Here is a 24,039-nt window from a genome sequence, read left to right as displayed (position 1 = left end):
AAAAACAATGTTGACCAACCGGAGCGAATACGCAACGGACTATTATAATTTAATGGGGGCATCCAGTATGAAAGCCAGTGAAATCCGGTCCAAATGGATAGAGTTTTTTGCAAGTAAAGGTCACAAAATCGAGCCAAGCGCATCGCTCGTACCTCACAACGATCCTTCTCTTTTGTGGATCAATGCAGGTATGGCACCGCTCAAACCATATTTTGACGGACGTGAGAAGCCGGAGAACCCGCGTCTAGCGAACTCCCAAAAATGTATCCGTACCAATGATATTGAGAATGTTGGTAAAACGCGTCGTCACCATACGTTCTTCGAAATGCTTGGCAACTTCTCTATTGGAGATTACTTCAAGGAGGAGACCGTAACATGGGCTTGGGAATTCTTGACCAGCAAAGAGTGGATCGGATTCGATCCGGAACGTCTTTCCGTAACGGTATATCCGGAAGATGAAGAAGCTTTCAAACTGTGGAACGAAAAAGTAGGACTGCCTGCTGAGCGTATCATTAAATTGGATGAAAACTTCTGGGATATCGGCGAAGGCCCATGTGGACCTTGTACCGAGATTTTCTATGACCGCGGCGAAGCTTACGGAAACGACATGAGCGATCCTGAAATGTATCCAGGTGGGGAAAACGAACGTTACCTGGAAGTATGGAATCTGGTATTCTCCCAGTTCAACCATAACAAGGACGGCAGCTACACACCGCTTCCTAACAAAAACATTGATACAGGTGCAGGTTTGGAGCGTTTTGCTTCCATTCTGCAAAATGTGGATTCCAACTTCGACACAGACCTGTTCCAACCGATGATTCAAAGAACAGCCGCTCTTGCGGGTGTGAAATATAACGACAGCGTAGAGATTGATGTTGCATTGAAAGTCATTGCCGATCATATCCGTACGGTTGCTTTTGCAGTAGGTGATGGCGTTCTGCCAAGTAATGAAGGACGTGGATATGTCATCCGTCGCTTGCTTCGCCGTGCAGTTCGTTATGGAAAAGTGCTTGGACTTGACCGTCCATTCCTGTATGAATTGACAACAACCGTTGGTGAAGTGATGGGCATGTACTACCCTGAGGTAGTAGACAAACAGGAGTTCATCGCCAAAGTAATCAAAACCGAGGAAGAGCGTTTCCACGAAACACTTACAGATGGTCTGGCTATTCTGGCTGATATCAGCGGCACAGCCAAATCCGAAGGACGCACCGTTATTAGCGGACCTGAAGCTTTCAAGCTGTATGATACGTACGGTTTCCCGTTTGACCTGACAGAAGATTATGCAGCAGAGCATGGTCTGACTGTGGACCGAGAAGGATTTGATGCTTCCATGCAGAAACAACGTGAGCTTGGACGTGCTGGGCGTCAAGAGAACGAGAGCATGAAAGTTCAAGGCGGACCACTTGCTGATCTGGAGGTTAAAAGCGAGTTTGTTGGTTATACTGACCTGTTGACGGAAGCAAAAGTGGTAGCCATCGTAGCTGGTGACGCCCTTGTTGAATCTGTAGGCGAAGGACAGACGTGTCAGGTTGTTCTGGACAAGACTCCGTTCTACGCGGAAAGTGGCGGTCAAGTGAGTGATCAGGGCTTGCTGCGAGGTGCTGGTGTAACAGCAAAAGTACAAGGTTTGTTCAAAGCTCCACTTGGACAACATGTACATCTGGTGACTGTGGAGTCTGGTGAACTGCGTGTAGGCGATGTGATCAATGCCGAAGTAGACTCAGCGAAACGTGGCGACATTATCAAAAACCATACGGCTACCCACTTGCTGCACAAGGCACTCAAAGATGTGCTCGGCACACACGTAAACCAGGCAGGATCGCTCGTAGAGCCACAGCGTCTGCGGTTTGACTTCTCTCACTTCGGCAGCATTACGCCGGAAGAGTTGACAGAAATTGAGCGTCAAGTGAACGAACAGATCTGGAATCGTCTGAACGTGAACATCGAGCTGAAAGCTATTGATGAAGCCAAAGAAATGGGTGCGATGGCCCTGTTTGGCGAAAAATATGGAGATATTGTGCGTGTCGTTCAAGTTGGAGACTACAGTTTGGAACTTTGTGGCGGCTGTCACGTAAATAATACTTCAGAGATTGGAATCTTCAAACTGGTGAGCGAGAGCGGAATTGGCTCCGGCGTACGCCGGATCGAAGCTGTAACTGGCCGTGGCGCATATCTGTATGTGGAAAGCCAGTTGGAACTGCTTAAACAATCAGCAGCACTGCTCAAAGCAAATGTGGCTGATGTACCTAAACGGATTGAAGGTCTGAACCAACAACTTAAAGAAGCAGCCAGAGAGACTGAATCCCTGCAAAGCAAGCTGAGTGCCATGGAAGCGGGTCAATTGACCGATCAAGTGGTACAAGCAGGAAATACACAATTGCTGGCAGCACGCGTAGATGCTCCGAACATGGATGCGTTGCGTACAGTGGCAGATGAGTTGAAAGTAAAATTGCCTAACGCGGTACTCGTATTGGGTGCTCCAGCGGACGGCAAAGTGAATTTTGTTGTAGCAGTACCTGCTGAACAAGTAAAACAAGGATTACACGCAGGCAAAATCGTCAAAGAAGTCGCAGCAGTTTGCGGCGGCGGTGGCGGTGGACGTCCAGATATGGCGCAAGCCGGAGGTAAGGATGCGACCAAGCTGGATGAAGCGCTGAAACTGGCAGTTTCGCTGGTTAGCGGGCATAATGCATAAATCCATTGAGTGGCTTTCAATCGTCAAAAAATAAATCGAAATGGTTCTGTTCGTTTATTTTTTGTACCCGAGAGCGTGTGGAATCGAATGATGCAATATGCTGAAGCCAGTAAAGGACAAGCAAAAAACACAATTGCCTTATCCTTTGTTTACTTGTGGCAGTCAGAATATGTTATTATATAAACAGAAATCAATTCGGCAGGACATGGTCCCCATGTTCATGCAGGAGCGAGGTGTCATCAATGGACTCCATGGATAAGACGGTTAAATTTAATGTGAAAGGTGACGAACAGGAAGCATCATCCAAAGAGATTCTTCTCACGGTATATGATGCATTGGTCGATAAGGAGTATAATCCGATCAACCAGATTGTTGGGTATCTGATTTCCGGAGACCCGGCATACATTCCTCGTCACAACAACGCACGTAGTCTGGTCCGTAAAAAGGAGCGCGATGAGCTGATTGAAGAGCTTGTACGTTCCTATCTGGCCAATCACCGGTAATGTACGCCGCTTCCGCTGTGTTGCAGCCTTGCAGGCAGCGGGAAATGAACCGACAGAAGACAGCCTGAAGCTTGAGAAGGCGATTATTCGTAATCGACCTGAGCAGGCCCCAGGATGGGAGAGCATGGATGAAAATATTAGGTTTGGACTATGGGGACCGAAGAATCGGAGTTGCCGCGAGTGACGCCTTCGGTTGGACTGCCCAGGGATTGGAAGTGCTAGAACGCCGCCGTGATGAAGGCGAGTTCGCTCGGATTGCCGAACTTGTGCGTGAGCATGAGATTAGTGAGATCGTAGTCGGACTTCCCAAAAACATGAACGGCACCGTAGGACCGCGCGGTGAGATATGCATTGCTTTTGCCGATCGCCTGCGGGATGAACTGAATTTACCTGTTCACCTTTGGGATGAACGGCTGACAACCATGGCAGCAGAACGTACGCTGATTGAAGCGGATGTCAGTCGGAAAAAACGCAAGCAGGTTGTGGACAAAATGGCCGCAAGCTTGATTTTGCAAAATTATTTGGATGCCAATAGTAGAAGGTGAGGGGGATCAACAATGGCTGAAGATCAACTGGGTATGGAAGAAGAAGCGGAAATTATTTACATTGCGGATGACGAGGGTAATGAAGAGGAATTTGAAGTCATCATGAAGTTTGAAGTAGATGGTTCGGAGGCCAAGTACATGATGGTTGCTCCGGTTGAACCTGAAGATGGCGAAACGGATGTATATGCATTCCGTTATGAAGAAGAGGGCGACGATATTAAACTTTTCGTCATCCAAGATGATGCCGAATGGGATATCGTCGAGGAGACGTTTAATACATTTCTTGCTGAAGATGAAGAGGAAGCGAACTAAATGACGGAATATAGCCGCAAAGACCTGAAATGGACAGATTCACTGCGTCTGGCATTCGGTGCTCATGTTGAGCTCGAGGAAGAGAACGGTAAATCACAACCGTATGACTTGTTGGCTGAGTTCGAAGTGAACGGTCAGCAGTACGCGGTGCTCCGCAGTTCGTTGCGACCTTATGACGAGGTTGAACTTCTGCGGGTATCACCTGGAAGTGAAGACCAGATCATGCCAGAGTTAGTTACGATCGACGATGATGATGAGTGGGAGAACATCTCGGAACTGTATGATGAGTGTACACTCCCCATTGACGAAGATTAAATCAGCTTCAAATTGAAGAAACCGGGAGGGCGGAGAAGTCCGCTCTTTTTGGTTGTGTAAAGGAGTTGTTTCTTTTTTGAAAGGGAAAGCAATTGTAGTCATACTGCTTATCATTGTAGTTCTTGTCGGAGGCGCAGGCGGTTACGTGTGGAGTATGATGCGTCCTGTGGAAGCTTCTACAGAACCGGTCGTATTCGAGATTAAGAGCGGATCGGGAACTTCGAAAATCGCGGATCAGCTTCAAGAAGAAGGCCTTATCCGAAGCGGGTTAACCTTCAAAGGGTATTTAAAGTGGAAGAAACTAGGTTCTAATTTCATGGCGGGTACATATTCAATGAATCCTGGCGTGACATATGATGAGATTGTTAGCAAGCTGAGTAGTGGTGAAGTTGTACCGGAAGAAATGGTGAAATTTACGATTCCGGAGGGTTATAACGTTCTGCAAATGGCGGGTAAGCTTTCTTATGAGCATGTTGTAGATCGGGATGAATTCATCAAGCTGGCCAATGATCCTTCGGCCTTTGATGTAGATATCATCAAAGACATTCCAGTGGATGAAGAACTTCGCTACGTATTGGAAGGGTATCTATTCCCGGAGACGTATGAGCTGAAAAAGGGAAGTTCCACGCATGATGTGATGCAACGGATGCTGGAAGAATTCCAGACCAAGATTAATTCCATTCCTGATTTGGAAGCCAAGCTCCAGGAAAAGAACCTTTCCCTACATGAACTGCTGACGATCGCGTCACTCGTGGAGAAAGAAGTTGTAGTGGACGAGGAACGTGCTCTGGTTGCAGGTGTAATCTACAATCGGATCAATCAGGATATGAAGCTGGAGATTGATGCTACCGTGCAATATCTGCTCGACAGACCGAAGGAACGATTGTTTTTCAAGGATCTAAAGGTGAAAAGTCCCTATAATACGTATCTGAACAAAGGCTTGCCACCCGGTCCAATTGCCAGTCCAAGTCTTCCGTCCATTGAGGCAGCGCTAAATCCGGAAGCTTCGGAGTATCTGTTCTATGTGACAAAAAAGGATGGCTCGTCTGGACATCTATTTGCCAAAACGTATAAGGAACACCAGCAAAATATAGCCAAAAGTAAGGCTGCGCAATAAGCGGAGGGGATTATATGAGTAAGAAACATGAACTGCTCGTTACAGCAGCGAATGTGAAAGAGGCAGAAGTGCTGCTCCAGGCTGGAGCAGATGCTCTGGTCATTGGAGATGATCGATTCGGCATGCGTCTTCCAGGCAGCTTTAGCGTGGAAGAGACAGCAGAGGTGGTTGCCATTGCAGCCAAACATCAGGCGCGTGTGTATGTATCCATGACTAATCTGATGTCCAACGAACTGTTGAAAGAATTGCCTGAATATGTTCAAGCACTTGGCAGAATCGGTATTGATGGTGTGGAGTTTAATGATCCATCCGTGCTGGCTACCATGAAGGAATACGCGCCACATGTGAAGTTGCACTGGAATGCGGAGATGACTTCAACGAACTATGCGACGGCCAACTATTGGGGAACCAAGGGAGCTAGTCGTGTTGTGCTTGCCCGTGAGTTGAATATGGACGAGTTGACGGAAATGGTCCCTTTTCTGAAGGTGGAAGCTCAGGTTCAGGTGCATGGTATGACGAATATTTATCATTCCAAGCGCAGTCTGGTACAAAGTTACATGGCTCATCAAGGGCGGCCGGTTGAGGGACATCTGGGCAAAGAACGGGGATTGTTCCTGATCGAGGCTGAACGTCGGGATGAGAAATTCCCGATCTACGAGGACATTAACGGTACACACATTATGAGCTCAGAGGATATATGTATCCTCGAAGATCTTCATCTGTTGATGGAGGCGGGTGTGCACAGTTTCAAAATTGAAGGTATGTTAAAATCACTCACCTACAATGAAGCTGTTGTACGTGCATATCGGACAGCGATTGACAGTTATATAGCCGATGCTGATGCATATGCGTTCTCTGAAGAGTGGCTCGCTGAGGTGCGGAAGTTACAGGACCCTGAACGTGAATTGTCGTTTGGATTTTTCTATAAAGAACAAGTGTATTAATAGACGAGGTGAACAGAATGGAAACAGTGGCGGTACAGCGGAAGTTCTCGGGGAAACGTAACCGTCTGGACAAACCGGAGTTGCTAGCTCCGGCGGGTAATCTGGAAAAACTGAAATTTGCAATCCATTACGGTGCAGATGCCGTATATATCGGTGGACAAGCCTATGGACTGCGTTCCAACGCGGATAACTTCAGCTTTGAAGAGATGCGTGAAGGTGTGGAGTTTGCCAAAAAGTATGGAGCCAAAGTGTTCGTAGCGACGAACATCTATGCACATAATGAGGATGTTGAGGGTATCGAAACGTACCTGCAAAACCTCTATAATGCGGGAATCTCTGCGATCATCGTAGCTGATCCGGCTATTATTGAAGTAGCGCTTCGTGCTGTGCCAGGCCTTGAGGTACATCTAAGTACTCAACAATCCACACTCAACTGGCAAGCCGTGAAGTTCTGGAAAGATGAAGGACTTCCACGTGTTGTTCTCGGACGTGAGACCAGCTTTGAAGAGATTGAAGAAATCAAGGCCAATGTGGATATCGAAATTGAAGCCTTTATTCATGGGGCGATGTGTTCCTCGTATTCCGGACGTTGCGTTCTCTCCAACCATTTTACGGATCGGGACTCCAACCGGGGCGGCTGTTGCCAATCTTGTCGCTGGAAGTATGATCTGTTCGAGGATGCGAGAGAAGATACGGTGTGGGTCAGCGAAGAGGACATGCAGATGAAGGCACCTGCACCATTCAAACTGGGTGAGAACCAGCTTCCCCTGTTCGAGGAACAGGATAATTCATTCTCCATGGGATCAAAGGATCTGTGCATGATTGGCCATATTCCCGAGTTGATTGATGTGGGTGTGGACAGTTTCAAGATCGAAGGACGTATGAAATCGATCCACTACGTGGCAACCGTGGTTAACGTATACCGTCAAGCCATTGACGCCTATATGGCAGACCCGGAAAATTATGTTCTGAAACCTGAATGGGTTGAAGAAATGAACAAAGCGGCGAATCGCCCGCTGAATACCGGATTTTTCTATGATACACCAGACCATGAAGATCATATCTATGAACCGGAAGAAAAGGCCGTACCTTTTGACTTTGCTGGATTGGTCATGGGGTATGATGCTGAAACAGGAATGGCAACCATTCAACAGCGCAATCACTTCAAACCAGGACAGGAAATCGAATTTTTCGGTCCGGGAGGTCACTTTTTCAAACAGGTCGTCGGTGAAATACAGGATGAAGAAGGCAATGTTCTAGATGCTGCTCGTCACCCGTTGCAACTGATTAAAATGAAGGTAGATCAACCGGTTTCGTACTTCGATATGATGAGAAAAAAGAAGTAGGCTCAAATACCTACAATGTGTCAATATTGTATTATGATTTAACAACATAGTGTTATGAAATTTACATGGGGACCTCCGTTTATCGGCAGATGGGGGTCTTTTTTTTATAGAAAAATAGGAATAAAGTTGTAAAATATTTCTGGAAAGTGAAAGGGGAACGAAGAAAGCTGTCGAATACTACATATTTATAGGGGAGAGAAAGAAAAATCCAACAAGTAAATAACTGGCAGGTGAATGGGAATGGTTCAAAAGAAGCAGAAAGACAGTGGGGAGCAAGTGATAAAATCCGAGCAGGTTAACCCTGAGCAGGTTCAGAAAGTGAAGAAAGAAAAAGTAGGTAAAAGTAAAATTACAGGGAATGGGAAAAAATTACTTAAGTTTGACCGTAGTAAATTGAAGCTGGGCTGGATCAAGACTGATTGGGTGAAGAAACAATTTAAAAACCGGGATTGGAAAAACCTTGGAGGGTCTTCTTTCCAACAGATTAAGAAGGCAAATCCGGTTAAATCCGTAGGGGTTAAACTGTTTTTAATCTTTTTTGCGGGAATTATGATTTTTGTAGTAAGTTTAGGTCTATTATCCTATTCGAAGGCGAAAGGTACGATAGAGAAAAATGCCTCGCGTGCCAATCAGGAGACCATTGATCAGACCAAACAAAAAATGGACATTATTTTGGAGAGATTTGTGGATACATCCACACAGATTTTCTTTGATCCGGAAATGCAGTCCTTGCTACAAAAAATGTCAGATACGAATTTGACTGCGTATGATACATTCGTGAACTCAAGTTCAATCAACAAGCAACTGTCCAATGTTGCATTTACAAATAAATCTATGGAAGCGATTTATTTGGTACCTACGGACGATACAAAGTCCATTATGGGTACCGGCAGCAACAGTTCATCCATGGGCAGCATTCGCCAGGAAGCATGGTACAGTGAGTTAATTGAGGCGGGCGGTTATCGCTGGCTTCCAACAGAGGTCAAAGAAGATGGCTCAACGCCAACGTTTAAAATTGCACGTTCCATGAAAAACTTGCAGGGGACGACTCAGTCGTATGTTCTGGTTATTGAACTGAAACTGGAAGTTTTGGAGGAACAATTGAAATCGCTTGATCTTGGGCCAGGAGCTATTCTTCAACTAATTGCTCCGGATAATAAAGTGGTTGCATCCTCCATCTCGGATCGTACAGGACAAGAAACAGAGCTTGCATTTGTCAAAGAGTTGACCGAACCAGCAGGTAGTACAAATACGGAGTATACGGTAGATGGCAAATCTACGGAAATGCTGGCTGTATACAGTACGATGGATACATCCAGTTGGAAACTGGTTGGTATGATACCTACCTCTGTTTTGGTTCAGGACGCAAAAGGCATTCTGACTCTGACCCTGTGGATGGCGCTAATTGATGCGGGGATTGCAGTATTGATCGGGATCTGGATGGTGCGTATGATCGCTCGTCCACTCGGCAAATTGAAAGACCTGATGCAGGAAGGTGCGAAAGGTAATCTTAAAGTTCGTACACCATATAGCTCCCAAGATGAAATTGGTCAGCTCTCGACCGCCTTCAATCTGATGATGGAGCAGATCACTAAGCTGGTTGAACAAACCAATCGTTCTGCACAGGAAGTATTGGATACGGCCACTGAGCTGAGCAGTGCATCCAAGAAAACGGCTGTGTCTGCTTCGGAGATTGCTGTAGCTACAGAAGAGATCGCAGGCGGTGCAGGCAGTTTGGCAACCGAAGCGGAACGTGGCAATGAATTAACTGACAATATCTCTCGTCAGATGCAGAGTGTAATCGCTGCTAATGAACAGATGGGTGATTCTGCTCGTCATGTAGAGAAGTCCAGTCAGACAGGAACACAACATCTGAATCAGTTGATGACCAAAACCCAGAAGACAGAAGAAATGATTGGTGCACTGATGAATAAGGTTGATTCGCTGAAAGAGAGCACTTCCTCTGTTCTGAAAGTGCTTGAAGTGCTGCAAAACATAACGAAACAGACAAATATCCTTTCCTTGAATGCAACCATTGAAGCAGCACGTGCCGGTGCAGCCGGACGCGGATTCATGGTGGTTGCTGATGAGGTTCGTCAGCTCGCGGCTCAATCCAGACAATCCATTGAGATGGTTGGAGAGATTACAGACAAAATCATGACTGAAATGAATGAGACCGTGGATGCTTTGTCGGCAGCCTATCCGTTATTCAAAGAACAGATGGATGCGGTTAAAGACACCAACGTCATCTTTGCTTCCGTACAGGAACAGATGGGTGCCTTTGTGGAACGTCTGGGCATGGTGACAGGTTCTATTGGAGATTTGAACAAATCTCAAGGTACGTTGTCTGAAGCCATGAGCAATGTCAGCGCTGTAGCTGAAGAATCTTCTGCAACGTCCCAAGAAGTAGCTTCCTTGAGCAGTGAACAGCAAAATATCAGTAACCAGCTGGTCAATCTGTCTGGCAAACTGGAGAATGTTTCTACTGAACTGAAAGAAACCTTGTCACGCTTTACGGTGTAACAAGCCAAGGTTGAAATGAGGAGAACCTGTCCCGCACATGGGACAGGCTTTCTTTTTGTTTACCGGATAATTCCAAGCCATATCAGCAATAATATGTCAAAACGACAAAAGGTGAGATTGGGATGCATCTCCTTGCGAAACGGCGAATCTATATAACTTGTATTCTTCTAACTCTTGTCTTTGGATTGCTTATATTACGATTGGGATGGGTTCAGATCGTTCAGGTGAATCAGACGATGCCTGGATTTCACCGAACGGTACGTGAAATGTCTGTATTGCAGCGTGAACGCGGGGTGATACTTGACCCGGGGCGGGGACAATTTACGGATTACAAGGGTGAGGCGTTGACCGGTAAGCTGCAATGGGGACTGGTTCTTTTTCCAAAGGCAAGTCCATTAGAGAAATTACGCAAGGATGGGGCATTAGAAGGCTCCGAGATGATAAAGTTGGCAGCTATATTACATACCGATCCGGATCAATTGAAGAAGGAATGGAAACAGGAAAGTATACCTCATTTTTGGACAGCAGGTACACATCAGCCTGTTCATTTGACCGTTGCCCAGGTGGAGCGCCTACGTAGTTTGCACCTGCAAGGAGCTGGCATCTATCCGATGATGACAAGGTATCTTCATGGGCATACAGGAATGCAGTGGATGGGATATCTGGCTGAACAGCCTGAGTCCTCCAAAGTTCTAACTGGGCATCAGGATGAAGTGAAACAGCCATTTGCCATGAAAGCAGGAGCAGCTGGACTGGAGAGGACACTTGAACCGCTGTTAAGGGGAATTGGCCCTACGCTTGTATCACGCATGGTCTCGGGTGGTGGGGAGATTATCCCTGGTATTCAGCCGCACGTCATTGCACCAGCCAATAGCCATTATCCTTTACGTGTAGAAACCACTGTGGATGCTGAGTTACAGCGTGGGTTGGAGGAGTTGACGCAAGAATCTGGATTACAAGAAGGGGCCATTGTTGTGTTAGATGCCGCTAACGCAGATGTTCGCGCCATGATCTCCCGTCCTTTCTATCAGCCACAACATGTGGACCCTAAAGAATCGGCCTGGGGGAATCGTGCAGTACAGGGAGCCGTACCGGGTTCCATTTTCAAAATTGTCACTGCGGCTGCTGCTTTGGAGCATCATGCCGTTTCTAACGGAGAAGAATTCCATTGTGGTGGTGAGTACGGAAGATATGGGTTGTCTTGCTGGAAGGAGCATGGTCATGGAGACTTGAATCTGGAGCAAGGATTCGCTGAGTCTTGCAACATCGTATTCGCAGAAACGGCGCGCAGGCTGAGTATGGAACAACTGGAGAACACGGCTGATCGTCTGGGACTCGCGCGTCCGATTGGCTGGGAAGGGAAGCAGATGGCAGGAATGCCTGTGTTACGACACTTTGATCATGAGGATCACGGGCTTGTGAGAACAGAGGCTGTTTCTTCTGCTGATGAAGGTGCAAAAATACAGACAGCAATTGGTCAGCGAGATGTCTTGGTCACACCGCTGCAAGCTGCCAATCTGATCGTTACACTGTTACATGATGGAAAGGTTAGTGCCCCACGTCTCGTTAAGCGCATCCGATATGCGGATGGTGGCACCATGCTGGAGATGCCCTTGCATGATTCACCTTCAGCATCAGGACAGATTGCTCCCGTAACAGCGCATAAACTGTTATCCTGGATGAATAAGGTAGTCCGTGAGGGAACAGGAAAATCCCTGCAGCGTGCACGGTGGCATGTTGCAGGGAAATCAGGTACAGCTCAGGTACAGAAACATGGAGAGAAGCGCAACAATCAATGGTTCATTGGTTATGGACCGGTAGAACAACCCCAATATGCTGTTGCTGTTCTTGTTCAAAATGTCTCTCCTGACAGCCAACATCAGGCGACGGCTCTCTTCAGGAAGGTGATGGACTATTTGGCGGAGTCCTCATGATCCTTCGCAGGAACGGGACGTTGTACAGTAGATTCGGCAGAATTCGATGAGGCCTTATTAACGGGTGGGTCCATGACTAATGGAGAGGACTCAAATTCATCTTTTGGCAGGTGAATCCACTTTTGCAAGTATCCTTGTTGTAACAATTCTTTCAGAAGGATCAGAAGCACTGGAGATAACACTACGCCAGCCAGGCCAAAGATCGAAAGGGAGATCAGCATAAACGAAAGCATCAAGTACGCCGAAGATACACCAATCGAGTTACCCGATATTTTCGGTTCCAGCAACTGCCGTGTCAGCATCGTTACTGCCAGAATCACAATCAGGCCAATCGCCAGACTACTATTGCCAATAATGAATAAGTAGACGATCCATGGAATAAATACAACAGGAACGCCAAGCAATGGTACCAGATCAAAAACCGCACAGACTGCTGCGATGGTAAAGGCATTAGAGGTTCCCAAAATCAACAAACCTGCATAAATCAATACAAACGTAATGAGCATCATGATCATCTGTGCCTTCAGATACGAGCGGATTGTCTTGAACACGTGATTACGCATGAATTCAATAGCTAACTTTAATGTTTTGGGCGTTTTCGCACGGGCGAACTTGCGCCAGGATTCAATCTCGATACTGAGGAAAAATGCCAGAATAATCGCAATTCCGAAGTTCGTAATAAACGAAGAGAATGAACTGAGGAAACCTACGACGAATTGCGCTCCGCTAGTTACCCATTTGGACAGGAACCCGGTCAGCGTTGCAAAATAATCATTCGCTTTTTCCATAACTCCATCAGGGAGAGCGTCTGACTTGTCCTGAATGAATAACACCAGATTGGTGAATTCACGTTGTATCATTTCAATGTATACGGGAAAATTATCTTGAAGATTGGAAATTTGTGAAATGATAATCAGGCCTACCCCAAAAAAGGCAGCGACAATCAATGCAAGAAACAACAAGACGGAGATGGCGGCTCCAAGCGTCTTGGGCAATCCTTTGCGATGTAAAAATTTGGCCAGCGGTTCAATCATCCAATACACAATGAATGATAGAAAGACCGGTGCAGCCACATGGTATAATTGACTGAAACCGTACATGATCACATACACGGTTAATACGAGCAATGCGATGTCAAAGACAGTTCGCCCGTATTTTTTGTAAAGCGGTAGCATGGACATGGCTCCTTTGATGGCAATAATTAGATTGTATTTATTGTACACGATAGCTATCTTTTTGGGAAAACAGGATTCAAGAAAAGTCTGAACTATGATAAAATTAAAGGCGGTTTATTTTAGATAGTGCCATAGTGCACCGTAATTCAGCAGGAGAAGTGGGGAGCTTGCAACATGACAACGATACTTCATAGTATTTTACTGTGGTTATTGTATCTTTCATCTTTTTACGCCTTTATTCCAAGTTTGATCAGTAGGCTTTTTGGTTTTCGTGTATTTCGACGGGGAAGAAGTGATACACAATTTGCGTTAACGTTTGACGATGGGCCAGATCCACATTATACGCCAAGACTGCTCGATCTGCTTCGTCAGCATCAGGCAAAAGCCACATTTTTTGTCGTTGGAGAACATGCAGCGAGTCATCCTGAACTCATACAGCGCATACATGAGGAAGGTCATCTTATTGGCATTCATAATTATATTCACAAGACGAACTGGCTCATGCGGCCACGTACCGTTCGCGATCAGATTCAGCGAACAGATCAGATTATTCATGAAGTAACCGGCGTGAAGACTTGTTATTATCGTCCACCGTGGGGGATTATGAATTTGTTTGATTTTTTCAGCAAGAAAGAACGAAAGATTGTACTGTGGTCTTCCATGTTTGAAGACTGGAGAAGCCGAGTAGGTGCCCAGAGATTGACCGAACGGATGCTGAAGGAACTGAGAGGCGGAGAGGTCATGCTGCTGCATGATCGAGGAACGACCCTTGGTGCTGATGCACACGCGCCGGAGCAGATGCTTCAGGCGCTGGAAGTCGTATTACAGGAAGCTGAACGGCTAGGCCTGCAAAGCGTACGCGTTGATACGTTGATGGGAGGTATCATAGTGAGCGAATCTCAGAACAAAACGCAATTACAGACACCACTGAAGCTATGGAAACGAATCGTTGTTGCCTTATGGCTGGGCTGGGAGAAGTTGTTCCACTGGGTATATCATCTACGGACGGCTTCGCCAGAGGACCCAATGCTGCACTTCAGATCACGTGTATATCACGGAGCACGAGTGGAGATGAATGATGGCCATGTCATTCAAAATGGAGATCCGGTAATAGAGCTACATTTTGACAATCAGAAGTTGTTTGAACTTGGAGTGACATCACGTTCCAGTATGCATTTGGCTATTCGCATGATTCGGACGATGGAACAGCAATTGCCGGATCTGGCACGCATGGTGGCACTCGAACCTGAGTTACGCTCTGCCAAGGCGATATACGGTGTGAGCATGATTAACAGAGGCCCAGAAAAATTCGGATTTACCATACAAGACTTGCCTCCTGGACCGTTCAGTGCTGCATCCAAAGTATACTTGAAGCTGCTGTTAAGTGTAATCCACCCGGCAGGAACCAAACGTTTGAAACAGCGTAATGAACAACTGGTACCCAAGATGATTGCCATGCCGCTGGATCTATTATTGGAACGTTACGGTCAACATACGATGCAGGTAGCAGCAACGGTAGAAGAATCCAGAGATGAATCGTTGTTAATTGAACAAGAGATACTGCCAGAGCGGAACTAAACGGACTGATCACACCTACCAGCAAAAGAAAAGGGTTGCCCTTCGCCAGATTTGGCAGAAGAGCAACCCTTTATTTATTAGTGAATTAGATACTCAGTACGCCACCGTTGCTTGCGTTCGTAACCAGTTTGGAATAACGAGCCAGGTAACCAGTTTTTACTTTTGGTTCAAAGCCTTTCCAACCTGCGCGACGACGTTCAAACTCTTCGTCACTGATGTGCAATTCGATGATACGGTTGTTCAGATCCAGCTCGATGATGTCTCCTTCTTCAACAAAGGCGATTGGACCACCCTCAGCTGCTTCCGGAGAGATATGTCCGATACTGATTCCGCGGGATGCTCCAGAGAAGCGTCCATCGGTGATCAGACCAACTTTGGCACCCAATCCCATACCTACGATCTGGGAAGTAGGAGCCAGCATCTCAGGCATACCTGGTCCGCCTTTTGGTCCTTCATAACGGATAACAACAACATGTCCTTCTTTTACTTTGCCGTTAGCAATACCTTCAAGCGCTTGCTCCTGGGAGTCAAAGCAGATGGCAGGACCTTTGTGGTATCCGCCAACCGAAGCATCAACTGCACCAACTTTGATGATAGCGCCTTGTGGTGCAAGGTTACCAAACAATACAGCCAGGCCGCCTTTTTCGGAATGCGGGTTATCCAGGTGATGAATGACATTTGTATCCTGAATTTCTTTTCCTTCAACGTTCTCACGGATCGTTTTACCTGTTACCGTAATGCAATCTCCATGAATTGCGCCTGGTTTCTTGAGCAATTCGTTCAGCACTGCGCTTACGCCGCCTGCATTGTGAACGTCTTCGATGTGAAGATCGGAAGCAGGCGCAAGTTTCGCCAGATGCGGAACGCGGTTCGCTACTTCATTAATACGTTCGATTGGATACTCGATACCTGCTTCATGAGCCAGTGCCAGCGTGTGCAGTACTGTATTCGTAGATCCGCCCATCGCCATATCCAGTGCAAACGCATTATCGATCGCTTCTACAGTTACGATATCACGTGGTTTCAAGTCCATTTTGATGAGTTCCATCAATTGGGTAGCGGATTGTTTAACAAACTCACGACGCTCAGGAGCAACGGCAAGGATGGTTCCGTTACCTGGCATAGCCAGTCCCATCGCTTCTGCCAGACAGTTCATGGAGTTTGCCGTAAACATACCGGAACATGATCCACATGTTGGACAGCCGAACTGTTCAAGTTCAAGCAAGCTCTTATCATCGATTTTACCTGCTTGGTAAGCACCTACACCTTCAAATACGGAAGTCAGGGAAAGAGCTTTACCATTGCTGTCACGACCAGCTTTCATTGGTCCACCACTTACGAACAGGGTAGGGATGTTTACGCGAAGCGCACCCATCATCATGCCTGGTGTGATTTTGTCACAGTTCGGGATACATACCATGCCGTCGAACCAGTGTGCAGATACAACGGTTTCCACGGAATCCGCGATAATGTCACGGCTTGGCAGCGAGTAACGCATACCAATGTGTCCCATGGCAATACCATCATCTACTCCGATGGTGTTGAATTCGAATGGAACGCCACCGGCTTCACGAATAGCATCCTTTACAATTTTACCGAATTCCTGAAGGTGGACGTGGCCGGGCACGATATCGATGTATGAGTTACATACGGCAATAAACGGCTTGCCGAAATCCTCTTCTTTAACGCCCGCTGCGCGGAGCAAACTCCGGTGTGGTGCACGGTCAAAACCTTTTTTGATCATATCGGAACGCATCTTCTTGGCTGACATGGTGTATTCCCCCCAAATATATAATATTGAGCAACATGAATGGAAAAGTAAATGGCAGTGCATCTGTCGTTTAATTTCATCCGTACTCTAAAAAAAAGGACCGGCATGCCGGTGTCGAGCTCCCCGTAGTTTGTGAAATTCTTTGCTGCTTTAAACCCGTGAACACCCGGTTTTTCTATTGAGTCTATCACAACCGTCGTCATATTTCTACAATCAATAGAAAGAAGCCTCAAACCATTTTCATGGAATTAGACTTCTTGATTTACGGGAAAGCTATGATCATGTTTCGATGTGGCGAGCGGAATTAATTAGTTGCTTCCGCCTTTGCGTCCAATCTCACGATAGAATTCCTTATTATGAGTTTCGGAGGTTGCTTCGCCGCCCTTGCGACCAATCTGCTTGTAAAAGTCAGTGTCATGGGCATCTGAAGTCGCTTCTCCACCTTTTTTTCCAATCATCTGGTAGAAGCTTCGGTCATGGTTCTTGGAAGTCGCTTTGCCACCTAATCTGCCAGCTTCCTCACGGCTCATCTTGTGTTCTGACGTCTGTTGACGTGCCATTACAAATCACTCCTTACAACGATAAGTTGTTTTTTGTAGCGCGTATCCCTAATTTACCACCTTATTTCCAGCCTGAAACAATTCACTAGGATAGAATCGATGGTGAAGAGATCCGTCAGAGCATTAGGCCGACCGTTTAAACACCTCATGACGATTGAAAGAAAAGCGGGATATATCCGGTTCAATTAAGGGTTTGAACGTGTGGCGTACAGCCGGCAGAGCCAGTGTGACTGCGAAGAGTACGGCGATGACAAGTATGACTGGAATATACGCCGAGCTTCCCATATAACTGTAGACTCCGGACCAGATCGCGAGACGAACGAGAAACCCATGCAGCAGAAATACATAGAGTGTGCGTCGTCCAAGGTCCGTCAGTCTGGAAGTCAAGGAAGGTACCCAGGCCAAGAACAGTGCTGCCGATGCGATCTCCAATAGGTAGACTCCAAGTCGGAAGATGCCGGCATACCATTCGTGGTGACCCAATTCGGCGTACGTCATGCTGCCGAGTAACCATCCGGTTGAAATATTCAAACCCCCATACCCGATCCATACCAACAGTGCAGCAGAGAGGATGGCTGCGGTTTTTCGCCCCCAACCGGATAATAAACGTGAACGGATGGTTGCTCCATAGTCATAACCGATGACAAAGAACGGCAGAAATACAAACGTACGGCTGAAGCTGAGCCAGAACCCGTCGATGGGCAAATACCCGGCAATTATACCGAGCGCAATCGATCCAATCAGCCGATATATCGGTTTCCAGGAAATCGTCAGACGAAGCAACAGTCGCCAACAGAAATGACTCGCGAGAAACCATAAAAGCAAGTAAGGTGCAAAGAAGGATAGCCGCATATGGGGTGTGTGGAATACGGTAAAGTCCATCAATGCGTATAAGGACTGAAACAGTACATACTGTAGTGCAATCTGCTTCATGACATTTCGCCCAGATTCACCCTGGAGTGAGTGTGTCGCAAAATACCCTGTTACCCATACAAAGAGTGGCATGTGAAACGTATATATCCACAGGAACAGAGCTTCCGCTCCTGCAAAACGTGTAATGAGTGGTTCAAGTGCATTACCAGCAAGGACACAGACGATAAGCATAAAGCGCAGATTGTAAAAGAAAGATTCCTGATCATCCCGGATCAGTGTCTGATTTTTCATGGTGTAGCCCCCTTATAGACCCTGGTTGCCAGGTCATTTGCATCTGTAATAAGGGTAATATGGATGTGCATTATCTATTGTGATTTAATTCACATTAGTAAGCGTTATCTTTTCTCAAAGCTGTGACAACAAAATGAACGCAACGGGATTGACAACGGTTGCATAGAGGATGACAATAGAAAAAGAAGATGAGGGAATGTAACTATAAGGAGGGAAGAAATCATGTCAACGAGTCCCTATCCAAGCCCGGAAATTATTACGTTTGGGGAGAGTATGGGTCTGCTGACTGCCAAGGATACAAGAGGGCTGGAATATGCAGCCACACTGGACAAGTCTTTCGGGGGTGCTGAGAGCAATCTGGCTATTGGCGTATCCCGCCTGGGGCATACCAGTGGTTGGTTTGGACGCTTGGGCAATGATCCTATCGGCAGTATGATTCTGAAAGCCATTCGCGGTGAAGGCGTAGATGTATCCAGGGTAAGGTTGAGTGATCACGAGCCCACTGGTTTGATGATTCGTGAGAACGCTTCCGGGAAAGCCTCGGTGCATTATTATAGGAAGCTATCTGCTGCAAGTGCGATCACACCTGATGATCTGGATCCTGACTATATTGCCGGGGCGAAGATATTGCACGTTACGGGTATAACGGCAGCGATAAGCCCGTCCGGACTTGCTACGGTAGAGGCTGCCATACATATTGCCAAACAGGCAGGGGTGAAAGTAAGCTTTGATCCAAATCTGCGTCTCAAACTATGGTCTGCGGATGAGGCCCGTCCGGTTATACTGCGTTTAGCTGAACTGGCGGACTACTTTTTACCGGGTCTGGACGAGATGAAACTTCTATATAACGAAGAAAATGATCAAAAAGTACTTGAGCGTTTATCTGCCATGAATGCTGTGTGCATCGTGAAGGGTGGCCCTGATTTGACCTACGTATTGGCGAATGGTACCCTAACTGAAGTTCCGTACTTTAAGGCGGATAATGTTCTGGATACGGTAGGAGCAGGAGACGGATTCTGCGCGGGATTTTTATCGGGTATATTAAAAGGATACTCCCCGCAGGAAGCAACCCGTCTCGGCAATTTGACCGGTTCCATGGTTATACAGGCTGTTGGCGATTGGGAGGCGCTCCCGACGTGGGGGCAGGTCGAGGCCAAGCTGAACAACGTTGCTCATGTTGAGCGTTAGTCGCTGCTGAAATCATATATGGCTCATCTTCGTTCTTAAATGTAAGGCTTGTATACACAACCACCACATTGACAAGGGAGAGAATGAAATGAAGAAGCTTCAGCTGTTGCAAAAGATTACGGACAATGGGGTTGTGGCAGTTCTGCGTGCAGATTCTGCTGATCAAGTCATTGCCATGGCCGAGCAAGCGATTGCGGGTGGCATTAAAGTTATCGAGATTACGATGACAGTACCCAGTGCACTCAAAGCCATTGAAAAATTAAGCCGTGTATACCATTGGAACACACAAGATCCAGAGAAATTCGCGATTATTGGTGCGGGAACGGTGCTTGAACCGCAAACGGCAAGAGCGGCTATCATGTCTGGTGCCGAGTTTGTAGTCGGACCTTCCCTGAACCCGGATACGGTTCAGATCTGCAACCTGTATCGAATTCCGATTCTGCCGGGTGTGATGACGATTGCTGATGTTCAACGCGCATTGGAACTCGGTGTGGACATTGTGAAGTTGTTCCCGGGTAATCTGTATGATCCTTCGATTATCAAAACGATGAAGGGCCCTATGCCGCAGGCGAATTTTATGCCAACTGGCGGGGTATCCTTGTCTAATCTGGGAGATTGGATCAAGGGTGGAGCAGTGGCTGTAGGGATCGGCTCCGACTTGACATCGGAAGCTGTGAAGACGGGTGACCTGAGTCATGTCCGTCGCAAAGCGGAACAATATATGGATGCTTACCGCAAGGCCAAGGCTGAATAATATTTTTCAATTCGTAGAAGGGGAGCCTGATAAACAAAGGCTCCCAATTCTGTGAGCCGCGGCACCTGCGGAAGTGAAGAAAGGTGATTAACGTTGAGAAATCGGTATAATACAGGGCGCAAGAAGAGGGGCATCGGGAAATTCCTGCTCGTACTTCTGGCGCTCATTGTCATTGGATGTGGATTTGTTGCGTGGAAATTATTCACACCATACGGTCCACAGGAAACAGCTCAAACAGCTATGGAAACAGCCAATCGGGTGACGGTGAGTGAACAAGAGAACTGGATAGATTTTGTGCCAGATAAACCGATTGGGAAAAGTGTGCTTTTCTACCCTGGTGGGCTGGTGAAACCGGAAAGTTATGCACCACTTGCGCATGAGCTGGCAGCTGCGGGTCATCACACCATAATTGCCAAGATGCCGGTTAACCTGGCAGTGCTTAAGCCAAACTTGGCAGATGAGATTCTGGCCGCCTATCCAGACGAACAATTTGTTATGGGTGGACACTCTCTCGGCGGGTCCATGGCTGCACGTTATGTAGCCGCACATCCAGATGCACTTCACGGGATATTCTTCTTGGCATCTTACCCGGATGAAAAAGGAAGCGTAAAGTCACTTGGAATACCTGCTTTATCTATTCTGGGTACTAAAGATGAAGTCGTGAATGCTACGAAGTATCAGAGTGGACGGATGTATCTTCCAGAAGACACGGTATATTACACCATTGAAGGTGGAAACCACGCCCAGTTCGGTGATTATGGTCATCAAAAAGGAGATGGCGAGCCGGAAGTGAGTGGAGAAGAACAGCTGAATCAGACGGTCAAGACGGTGCTGGCTTGGTTAAGTACCATCAAGTAGGTTTTGATTTAATTATTCTGCATTAAGGGCTGTATGCATTAATAGCATAACTTGATGGAGGTGATATGGATGACCATGCTTCAAGTGAATGGAGCGCAGATCCCATGTAAAGGGATCCTGTTCGATAAAGATGGAACACTGCTGGAATTCCTTCAGCTATGGGGGCCGTGGGCAGAGGCATTACTGGATCAGTTGCAATCACGTATGAATGAACTCGGAGCTTCATTTACAGTTGAACGGGAGCATGTTCTGGGCACTACCCATAATCCGCAAGGTCATATTGTTGGATATGATCCGCAAGGCCCACTTGCCATTGCGACTGTGGATGAGTGCACGGGATTGCTTGCTGGGCAGCTATATGCAGCAGGCATACCATGGAATGAAGCGATCACAACGATACGCCAATTTTCAAGTGTAGCCATGAGATCGGTAAGAGAGCGCAAATCCGCTGAACCAATGTCAGGATTGCTGGATTTCTTGCAGAAATGCAGGGCTGCAGACATACCACTGGCAGTCGTCACTTCAGATAGTACAGCGGCAGCAGAAACACATCTGGATTGGATGGGGATTCGTTCCTTTTTCACATCCATTGTGGGCTGTGATCGGGTGACCCAGGGCAAACCGGATAGAGAAGCAGCACTCTTGGCTTGCCGTGAATTACATATCGATCCTGCGGAGGCCGTTGTAGTTGGAGACAGCAATGGGGATATGCAGATGGGGCGGCACGCAGAGGTATCCTATACCCTGGGTTACTGTCCGCAGTTAGATCAAGGATCTCACCTGGTTGATGCCCATGCCATTATTCGTCATTATAATGAGATAAGCGTTATTTTATAAGTCACCCTGACCTGATTGAACGATATAAAAGGAGGAGAGAGGATGAACGCAACAGAACAACTGGCTGCCTGGATTCAGGAGAGCTCCCGGATTGTTTTTTTCGGAGGGGCCGGGACTTCAACGGAAAGCGGGATTCCCGACTTCCGCTCCGCTGCGGGTCTGTATCAGACGGAGCAGCATTCGCCTTATCCACCGGAAGAGTTGTTAAGCCGACATTTTTTTGATCAACATGCCGATATTTTTTATGATTTTTATCGTGGCAAAATGCTTCATCCAGATGCTGAACCGAATGGGTGTCATCGACTATTGGCCCGTCTGGAGCAGGCGGAAAAACTTCAGGCAGTGATCACGCAAAATATCGACGGACTACATCAGAAGGCAGGTAGCAGCAATGTTTTTGAACTTCACGGTTCAATTCATCGTAATGCCTGCATGGATTGCAAGCAGTTTTATACGCTAAATGATATTATACAGTCCAAAGATACCGTGCCTCGCTGTACCACATGTGGTGGTGTGATCAAACCGGATGTGGTGCTGTACGAAGAGGAGCTGGATCAGACGACATTGTATCGTTCCATTGATGCACTGTCTTCTGCAGATCTGTTACTCGTGGGAGGCACGTCACTGACGGTATATCCGGCGGCCCAGTTAATTACGTATTTTCAGGGAAAACATACCGTTCTGCTCAACGCTACACCTACCGCTTACGACAGCAGGGCTGATTTGCTGATTACAGAGCCGATTGGTGAGGTAATGAATATTGTGGACCAGCTTCTTGGTTGAACATATGGACTGAATAACCGCATTCTCCGGCATAGACCGGATACAAGAGGCGGAACCTGGGGAAAGAAGGGATTCATAATGGTCTACGTAGCAAGCGATACTCGCTATGAAACGATGAAATATAACCGCGTTGGACGTTCAGGTTTGAAACTGCCAGCGATTTCACTGGGGCTGTGGCATAATTTTGGCGGTATCAATAATGCTGAGAATGGCCGTAATATGATTACCCGATCATTTGATCTGGGTATTACACATTTTGATCTTGCCAACAATTATGGCCCACCGGCAGGTTCGGCAGAGCAGTTATTTGGACAGGTACTGGCCCAGGATCTGAAACCTTATCGGGATGAACTGGTGATCTCCACCAAAGCGGGGTATTATATGTGGCCCGGGCCGTATGGCGAGTGGGGTTCACGCAAAAATCTGGTATCCAGTCTGAATCAGAGCTTGAAGCGTATGGGCCTGGATTATGTGGATATTTTCTATTCACATCGTTATGATCCCGAAACACCTTTGGAAGAAACGATGATGGCACTGGATCATATTGTTCGCTCGGGCAAAGCCCTTTATGTAGGGATCTCCAACTATCCCGCAGAGCAGACGAGACAGGCTGCCGAAATTCTGAAAGGTCTGGGTACGCCCCTGTTAATCCATCAACCGAAATACTCGCTGCTGGACCGCTGGATTGAAGATGGTTTGCAGGACGTGCTGGATGAGTATGGAACAGGCAGTATTGCATTCTGTCCATTGGCACAAGGTGTGCTCACGAACAAATACTTGAATGGTATCCCGGAAGACTCACGTGCCAAAGGACCGTCGGTATTCCTGAATGAAAACAACATCTCTCCAGAGACGCTCCGCAAAGTGCGTGCGCTGAACCAGATTGCAGCAGCCCGTGGTCAGAGTTTGGCCCAATTTTCACTCTCATGGGTGCTGCGTAATGGCAGGGTAACTTCCGCGCTGATTGGCGCAAGTCGTCCTTCCCAGATTGAAGAGAATGTGGCTGCGCTCAGTCAGCTGGATTTCTCTACAGAGGAATTGGAACGGATTGAATCCATCCTGTCTCCGGAGCCTGATGACAAATAAATAAAGTGTAAAAGGTGCATCTTAGCCATAATGGCGGAATGCACCTTT

20 protein-coding genes and 1 pseudogene are annotated in these 24,039 nt (G+C 47.0%); 17 read left to right on the top strand and 4 right to left on the bottom strand.

Going from position 1 to position 24,039, the window contains the following annotated elements; genetic code table 11:
* Positions 1-67: 67 nt before the first annotated feature.
* The 10 genes from alaS to MHH92_RS23240 all read left to right on the top strand — a co-directional run bounded on the left by alaS (position 68) and on the right by MHH92_RS23240 (position 12,237).
* Positions 68-2,698, top strand: coding sequence for an alanine--tRNA ligase (gene alaS / locus MHH92_RS23285; protein WP_105601814.1), 2,631 nt, complete (start codon positions 68-70; stop codon positions 2,696-2,698).
* A gap of 242 nt (positions 2,699-2,940) precedes the next feature.
* Positions 2,941-3,201, top strand: coding sequence for an IreB family regulatory phosphoprotein (locus tag MHH92_RS23280; RefSeq protein ID WP_036616950.1), 261 nt, complete (start codon positions 2,941-2,943; stop codon positions 3,199-3,201).
* A gap of 128 nt (positions 3,202-3,329) precedes the next feature.
* Positions 3,330-3,746: a Holliday junction resolvase RuvX gene (ruvX, locus tag MHH92_RS23275; RefSeq protein ID WP_036616953.1), complete on the top strand. Its 417-nt coding sequence runs from the start codon at positions 3,330-3,332 to the stop codon at positions 3,744-3,746.
* Positions 3,747-3,758: 12 nt separating this feature from the next.
* Positions 3,759-4,058: a DUF1292 domain-containing protein gene (locus MHH92_RS23270; protein ID WP_017686820.1), complete on the top strand. Its 300-nt coding sequence runs from the start codon at positions 3,759-3,761 to the stop codon at positions 4,056-4,058.
* Positions 4,059-4,373, top strand: a complete 315-nt coding sequence (locus MHH92_RS23265) for a DUF1292 domain-containing protein (protein ID WP_047844066.1) — start codon at positions 4,059-4,061, stop codon at positions 4,371-4,373. It begins immediately after the preceding gene.
* Positions 4,374-4,449: 76 nt separating this feature from the next.
* Positions 4,450-5,490 carry an endolytic transglycosylase MltG gene (mltG, locus tag MHH92_RS23260; RefSeq protein WP_243391439.1) on the top strand — a complete coding sequence of 347 codons (1,041 nt, stop codon included), beginning with the start codon at positions 4,450-4,452 and terminating at the stop codon, positions 5,488-5,490.
* 14 nt (positions 5,491-5,504) lie between these two features.
* Positions 5,505-6,434, top strand: a complete 930-nt coding sequence (locus MHH92_RS23255) for a peptidase U32 family protein (protein ID WP_222215759.1) — start codon at positions 5,505-5,507, stop codon at positions 6,432-6,434.
* Positions 6,435-6,451: 17 nt separating this feature from the next.
* The gene (locus MHH92_RS23250; RefSeq protein WP_100529071.1) at positions 6,452-7,780 is read left to right on the top strand and encodes a peptidase U32 family protein; all 1,329 of its coding nucleotides are present in this window, start codon (positions 6,452-6,454) and stop codon (positions 7,778-7,780) included.
* Between the two features lie 234 nt (positions 7,781-8,014).
* On the top strand, positions 8,015-10,303 hold the full coding sequence (locus MHH92_RS23245; RefSeq protein ID WP_445744684.1) for a methyl-accepting chemotaxis protein: 2,289 nt from the start codon (positions 8,015-8,017) through the stop codon (positions 10,301-10,303).
* A 122-nt stretch (positions 10,304-10,425) separates the two neighbouring features.
* Entirely contained in the window at positions 10,426-12,237 is a 1,812-nt protein-coding gene (locus MHH92_RS23240; protein WP_340906643.1) for a peptidoglycan D,D-transpeptidase FtsI family protein, read from the top strand.
* Here MHH92_RS23240 and MHH92_RS23235 read toward each other — a convergent pair.
* On the bottom strand, positions 12,216-13,412 hold the full coding sequence (locus MHH92_RS23235; RefSeq protein WP_340906639.1) for an AI-2E family transporter: 1,197 nt from the start codon (positions 13,410-13,412) through the stop codon (positions 12,216-12,218). The two genes, MHH92_RS23240 and MHH92_RS23235, sit on opposite strands and share 22 nt — an antisense overlap.
* Before the next feature lie 174 nt (positions 13,413-13,586).
* Here MHH92_RS23235 and MHH92_RS23230 point away from each other — a divergent pair, with 174 nt between their 5' ends.
* Positions 13,587-14,990, top strand: a complete 1,404-nt coding sequence (locus tag MHH92_RS23230; protein ID WP_340906637.1) for a polysaccharide deacetylase family protein — start codon at positions 13,587-13,589, stop codon at positions 14,988-14,990.
* 85 nt (positions 14,991-15,075) lie between these two features.
* Here MHH92_RS23230 and ilvD read toward each other — a convergent pair whose 3' ends face one another.
* The 3 genes and pseudogenes from ilvD to MHH92_RS23215 all read right to left on the bottom strand — a co-directional run bounded on the left by ilvD (position 15,076) and on the right by MHH92_RS23215 (position 18,485).
* Positions 15,076-16,761: a dihydroxy-acid dehydratase gene (gene ilvD, locus MHH92_RS23225; protein WP_036616973.1), complete on the bottom strand. Its 1,686-nt coding sequence runs from the start codon at positions 16,759-16,761 to the stop codon at positions 15,076-15,078.
* A 317-nt stretch (positions 16,762-17,078) separates the two neighbouring features.
* Positions 17,079-17,321: pseudogene (locus MHH92_RS23220) on the bottom strand (KGG domain-containing protein); the annotation flags it as partial.
* Between the two features lie 123 nt (positions 17,322-17,444).
* Positions 17,445-18,485 (bottom strand): acyltransferase family protein, encoded by a 1,041-nt coding sequence (locus MHH92_RS23215; RefSeq protein WP_340906635.1) that lies wholly within the window; start codon positions 18,483-18,485, stop codon positions 17,445-17,447.
* A gap of 222 nt (positions 18,486-18,707) precedes the next feature.
* Between MHH92_RS23215 and MHH92_RS23210 the strand changes: the two genes are divergently transcribed.
* The 6 genes from MHH92_RS23210 to mgrA all read left to right on the top strand — a co-directional run bounded on the left by MHH92_RS23210 (position 18,708) and on the right by mgrA (position 23,991).
* On the top strand, positions 18,708-19,673 hold the full coding sequence (locus tag MHH92_RS23210) for a sugar kinase (RefSeq protein ID WP_339178769.1): 966 nt from the start codon (positions 18,708-18,710) through the stop codon (positions 19,671-19,673).
* An 88-nt stretch (positions 19,674-19,761) separates the two neighbouring features.
* Positions 19,762-20,427: a bifunctional 2-keto-4-hydroxyglutarate aldolase/2-keto-3-deoxy-6-phosphogluconate aldolase gene (locus MHH92_RS23205; RefSeq protein ID WP_017686833.1), complete on the top strand. Its 666-nt coding sequence runs from the start codon at positions 19,762-19,764 to the stop codon at positions 20,425-20,427.
* Positions 20,428-20,520: 93 nt separating this feature from the next.
* Complete coding sequence (locus tag MHH92_RS23200) at positions 20,521-21,285, top strand: alpha/beta fold hydrolase (protein WP_340906631.1); 765 nt, start codon at positions 20,521-20,523, stop codon at positions 21,283-21,285.
* Positions 21,286-21,354: 69 nt separating this feature from the next.
* Complete coding sequence (locus tag MHH92_RS23195; protein WP_340387318.1) at positions 21,355-22,122, top strand: HAD family hydrolase; 768 nt, start codon at positions 21,355-21,357, stop codon at positions 22,120-22,122.
* A 42-nt stretch (positions 22,123-22,164) separates the two neighbouring features.
* Positions 22,165-22,905: an NAD-dependent protein deacylase gene (locus MHH92_RS23190; protein WP_338706879.1), complete on the top strand. Its 741-nt coding sequence runs from the start codon at positions 22,165-22,167 to the stop codon at positions 22,903-22,905.
* A gap of 78 nt (positions 22,906-22,983) precedes the next feature.
* Complete coding sequence (gene mgrA, locus MHH92_RS23185; RefSeq protein WP_036616991.1) at positions 22,984-23,991, top strand: L-glyceraldehyde 3-phosphate reductase; 1,008 nt, start codon at positions 22,984-22,986, stop codon at positions 23,989-23,991.
* Positions 23,992-24,039 lie beyond the last annotated feature (48 nt).

The sequence above is a fragment of the Paenibacillus sp. FSL M7-1414 genome (assembly GCF_038003195.1).
In the GTDB taxonomy this organism is placed as follows: Bacteria; Bacillota; Bacilli; order Paenibacillales; family Paenibacillaceae; genus Paenibacillus; species Paenibacillus amylolyticus.
Note: the sequence above shows the minus strand (reverse complement) of the source record. Positions and strands in the feature narration are given on the sequence as shown.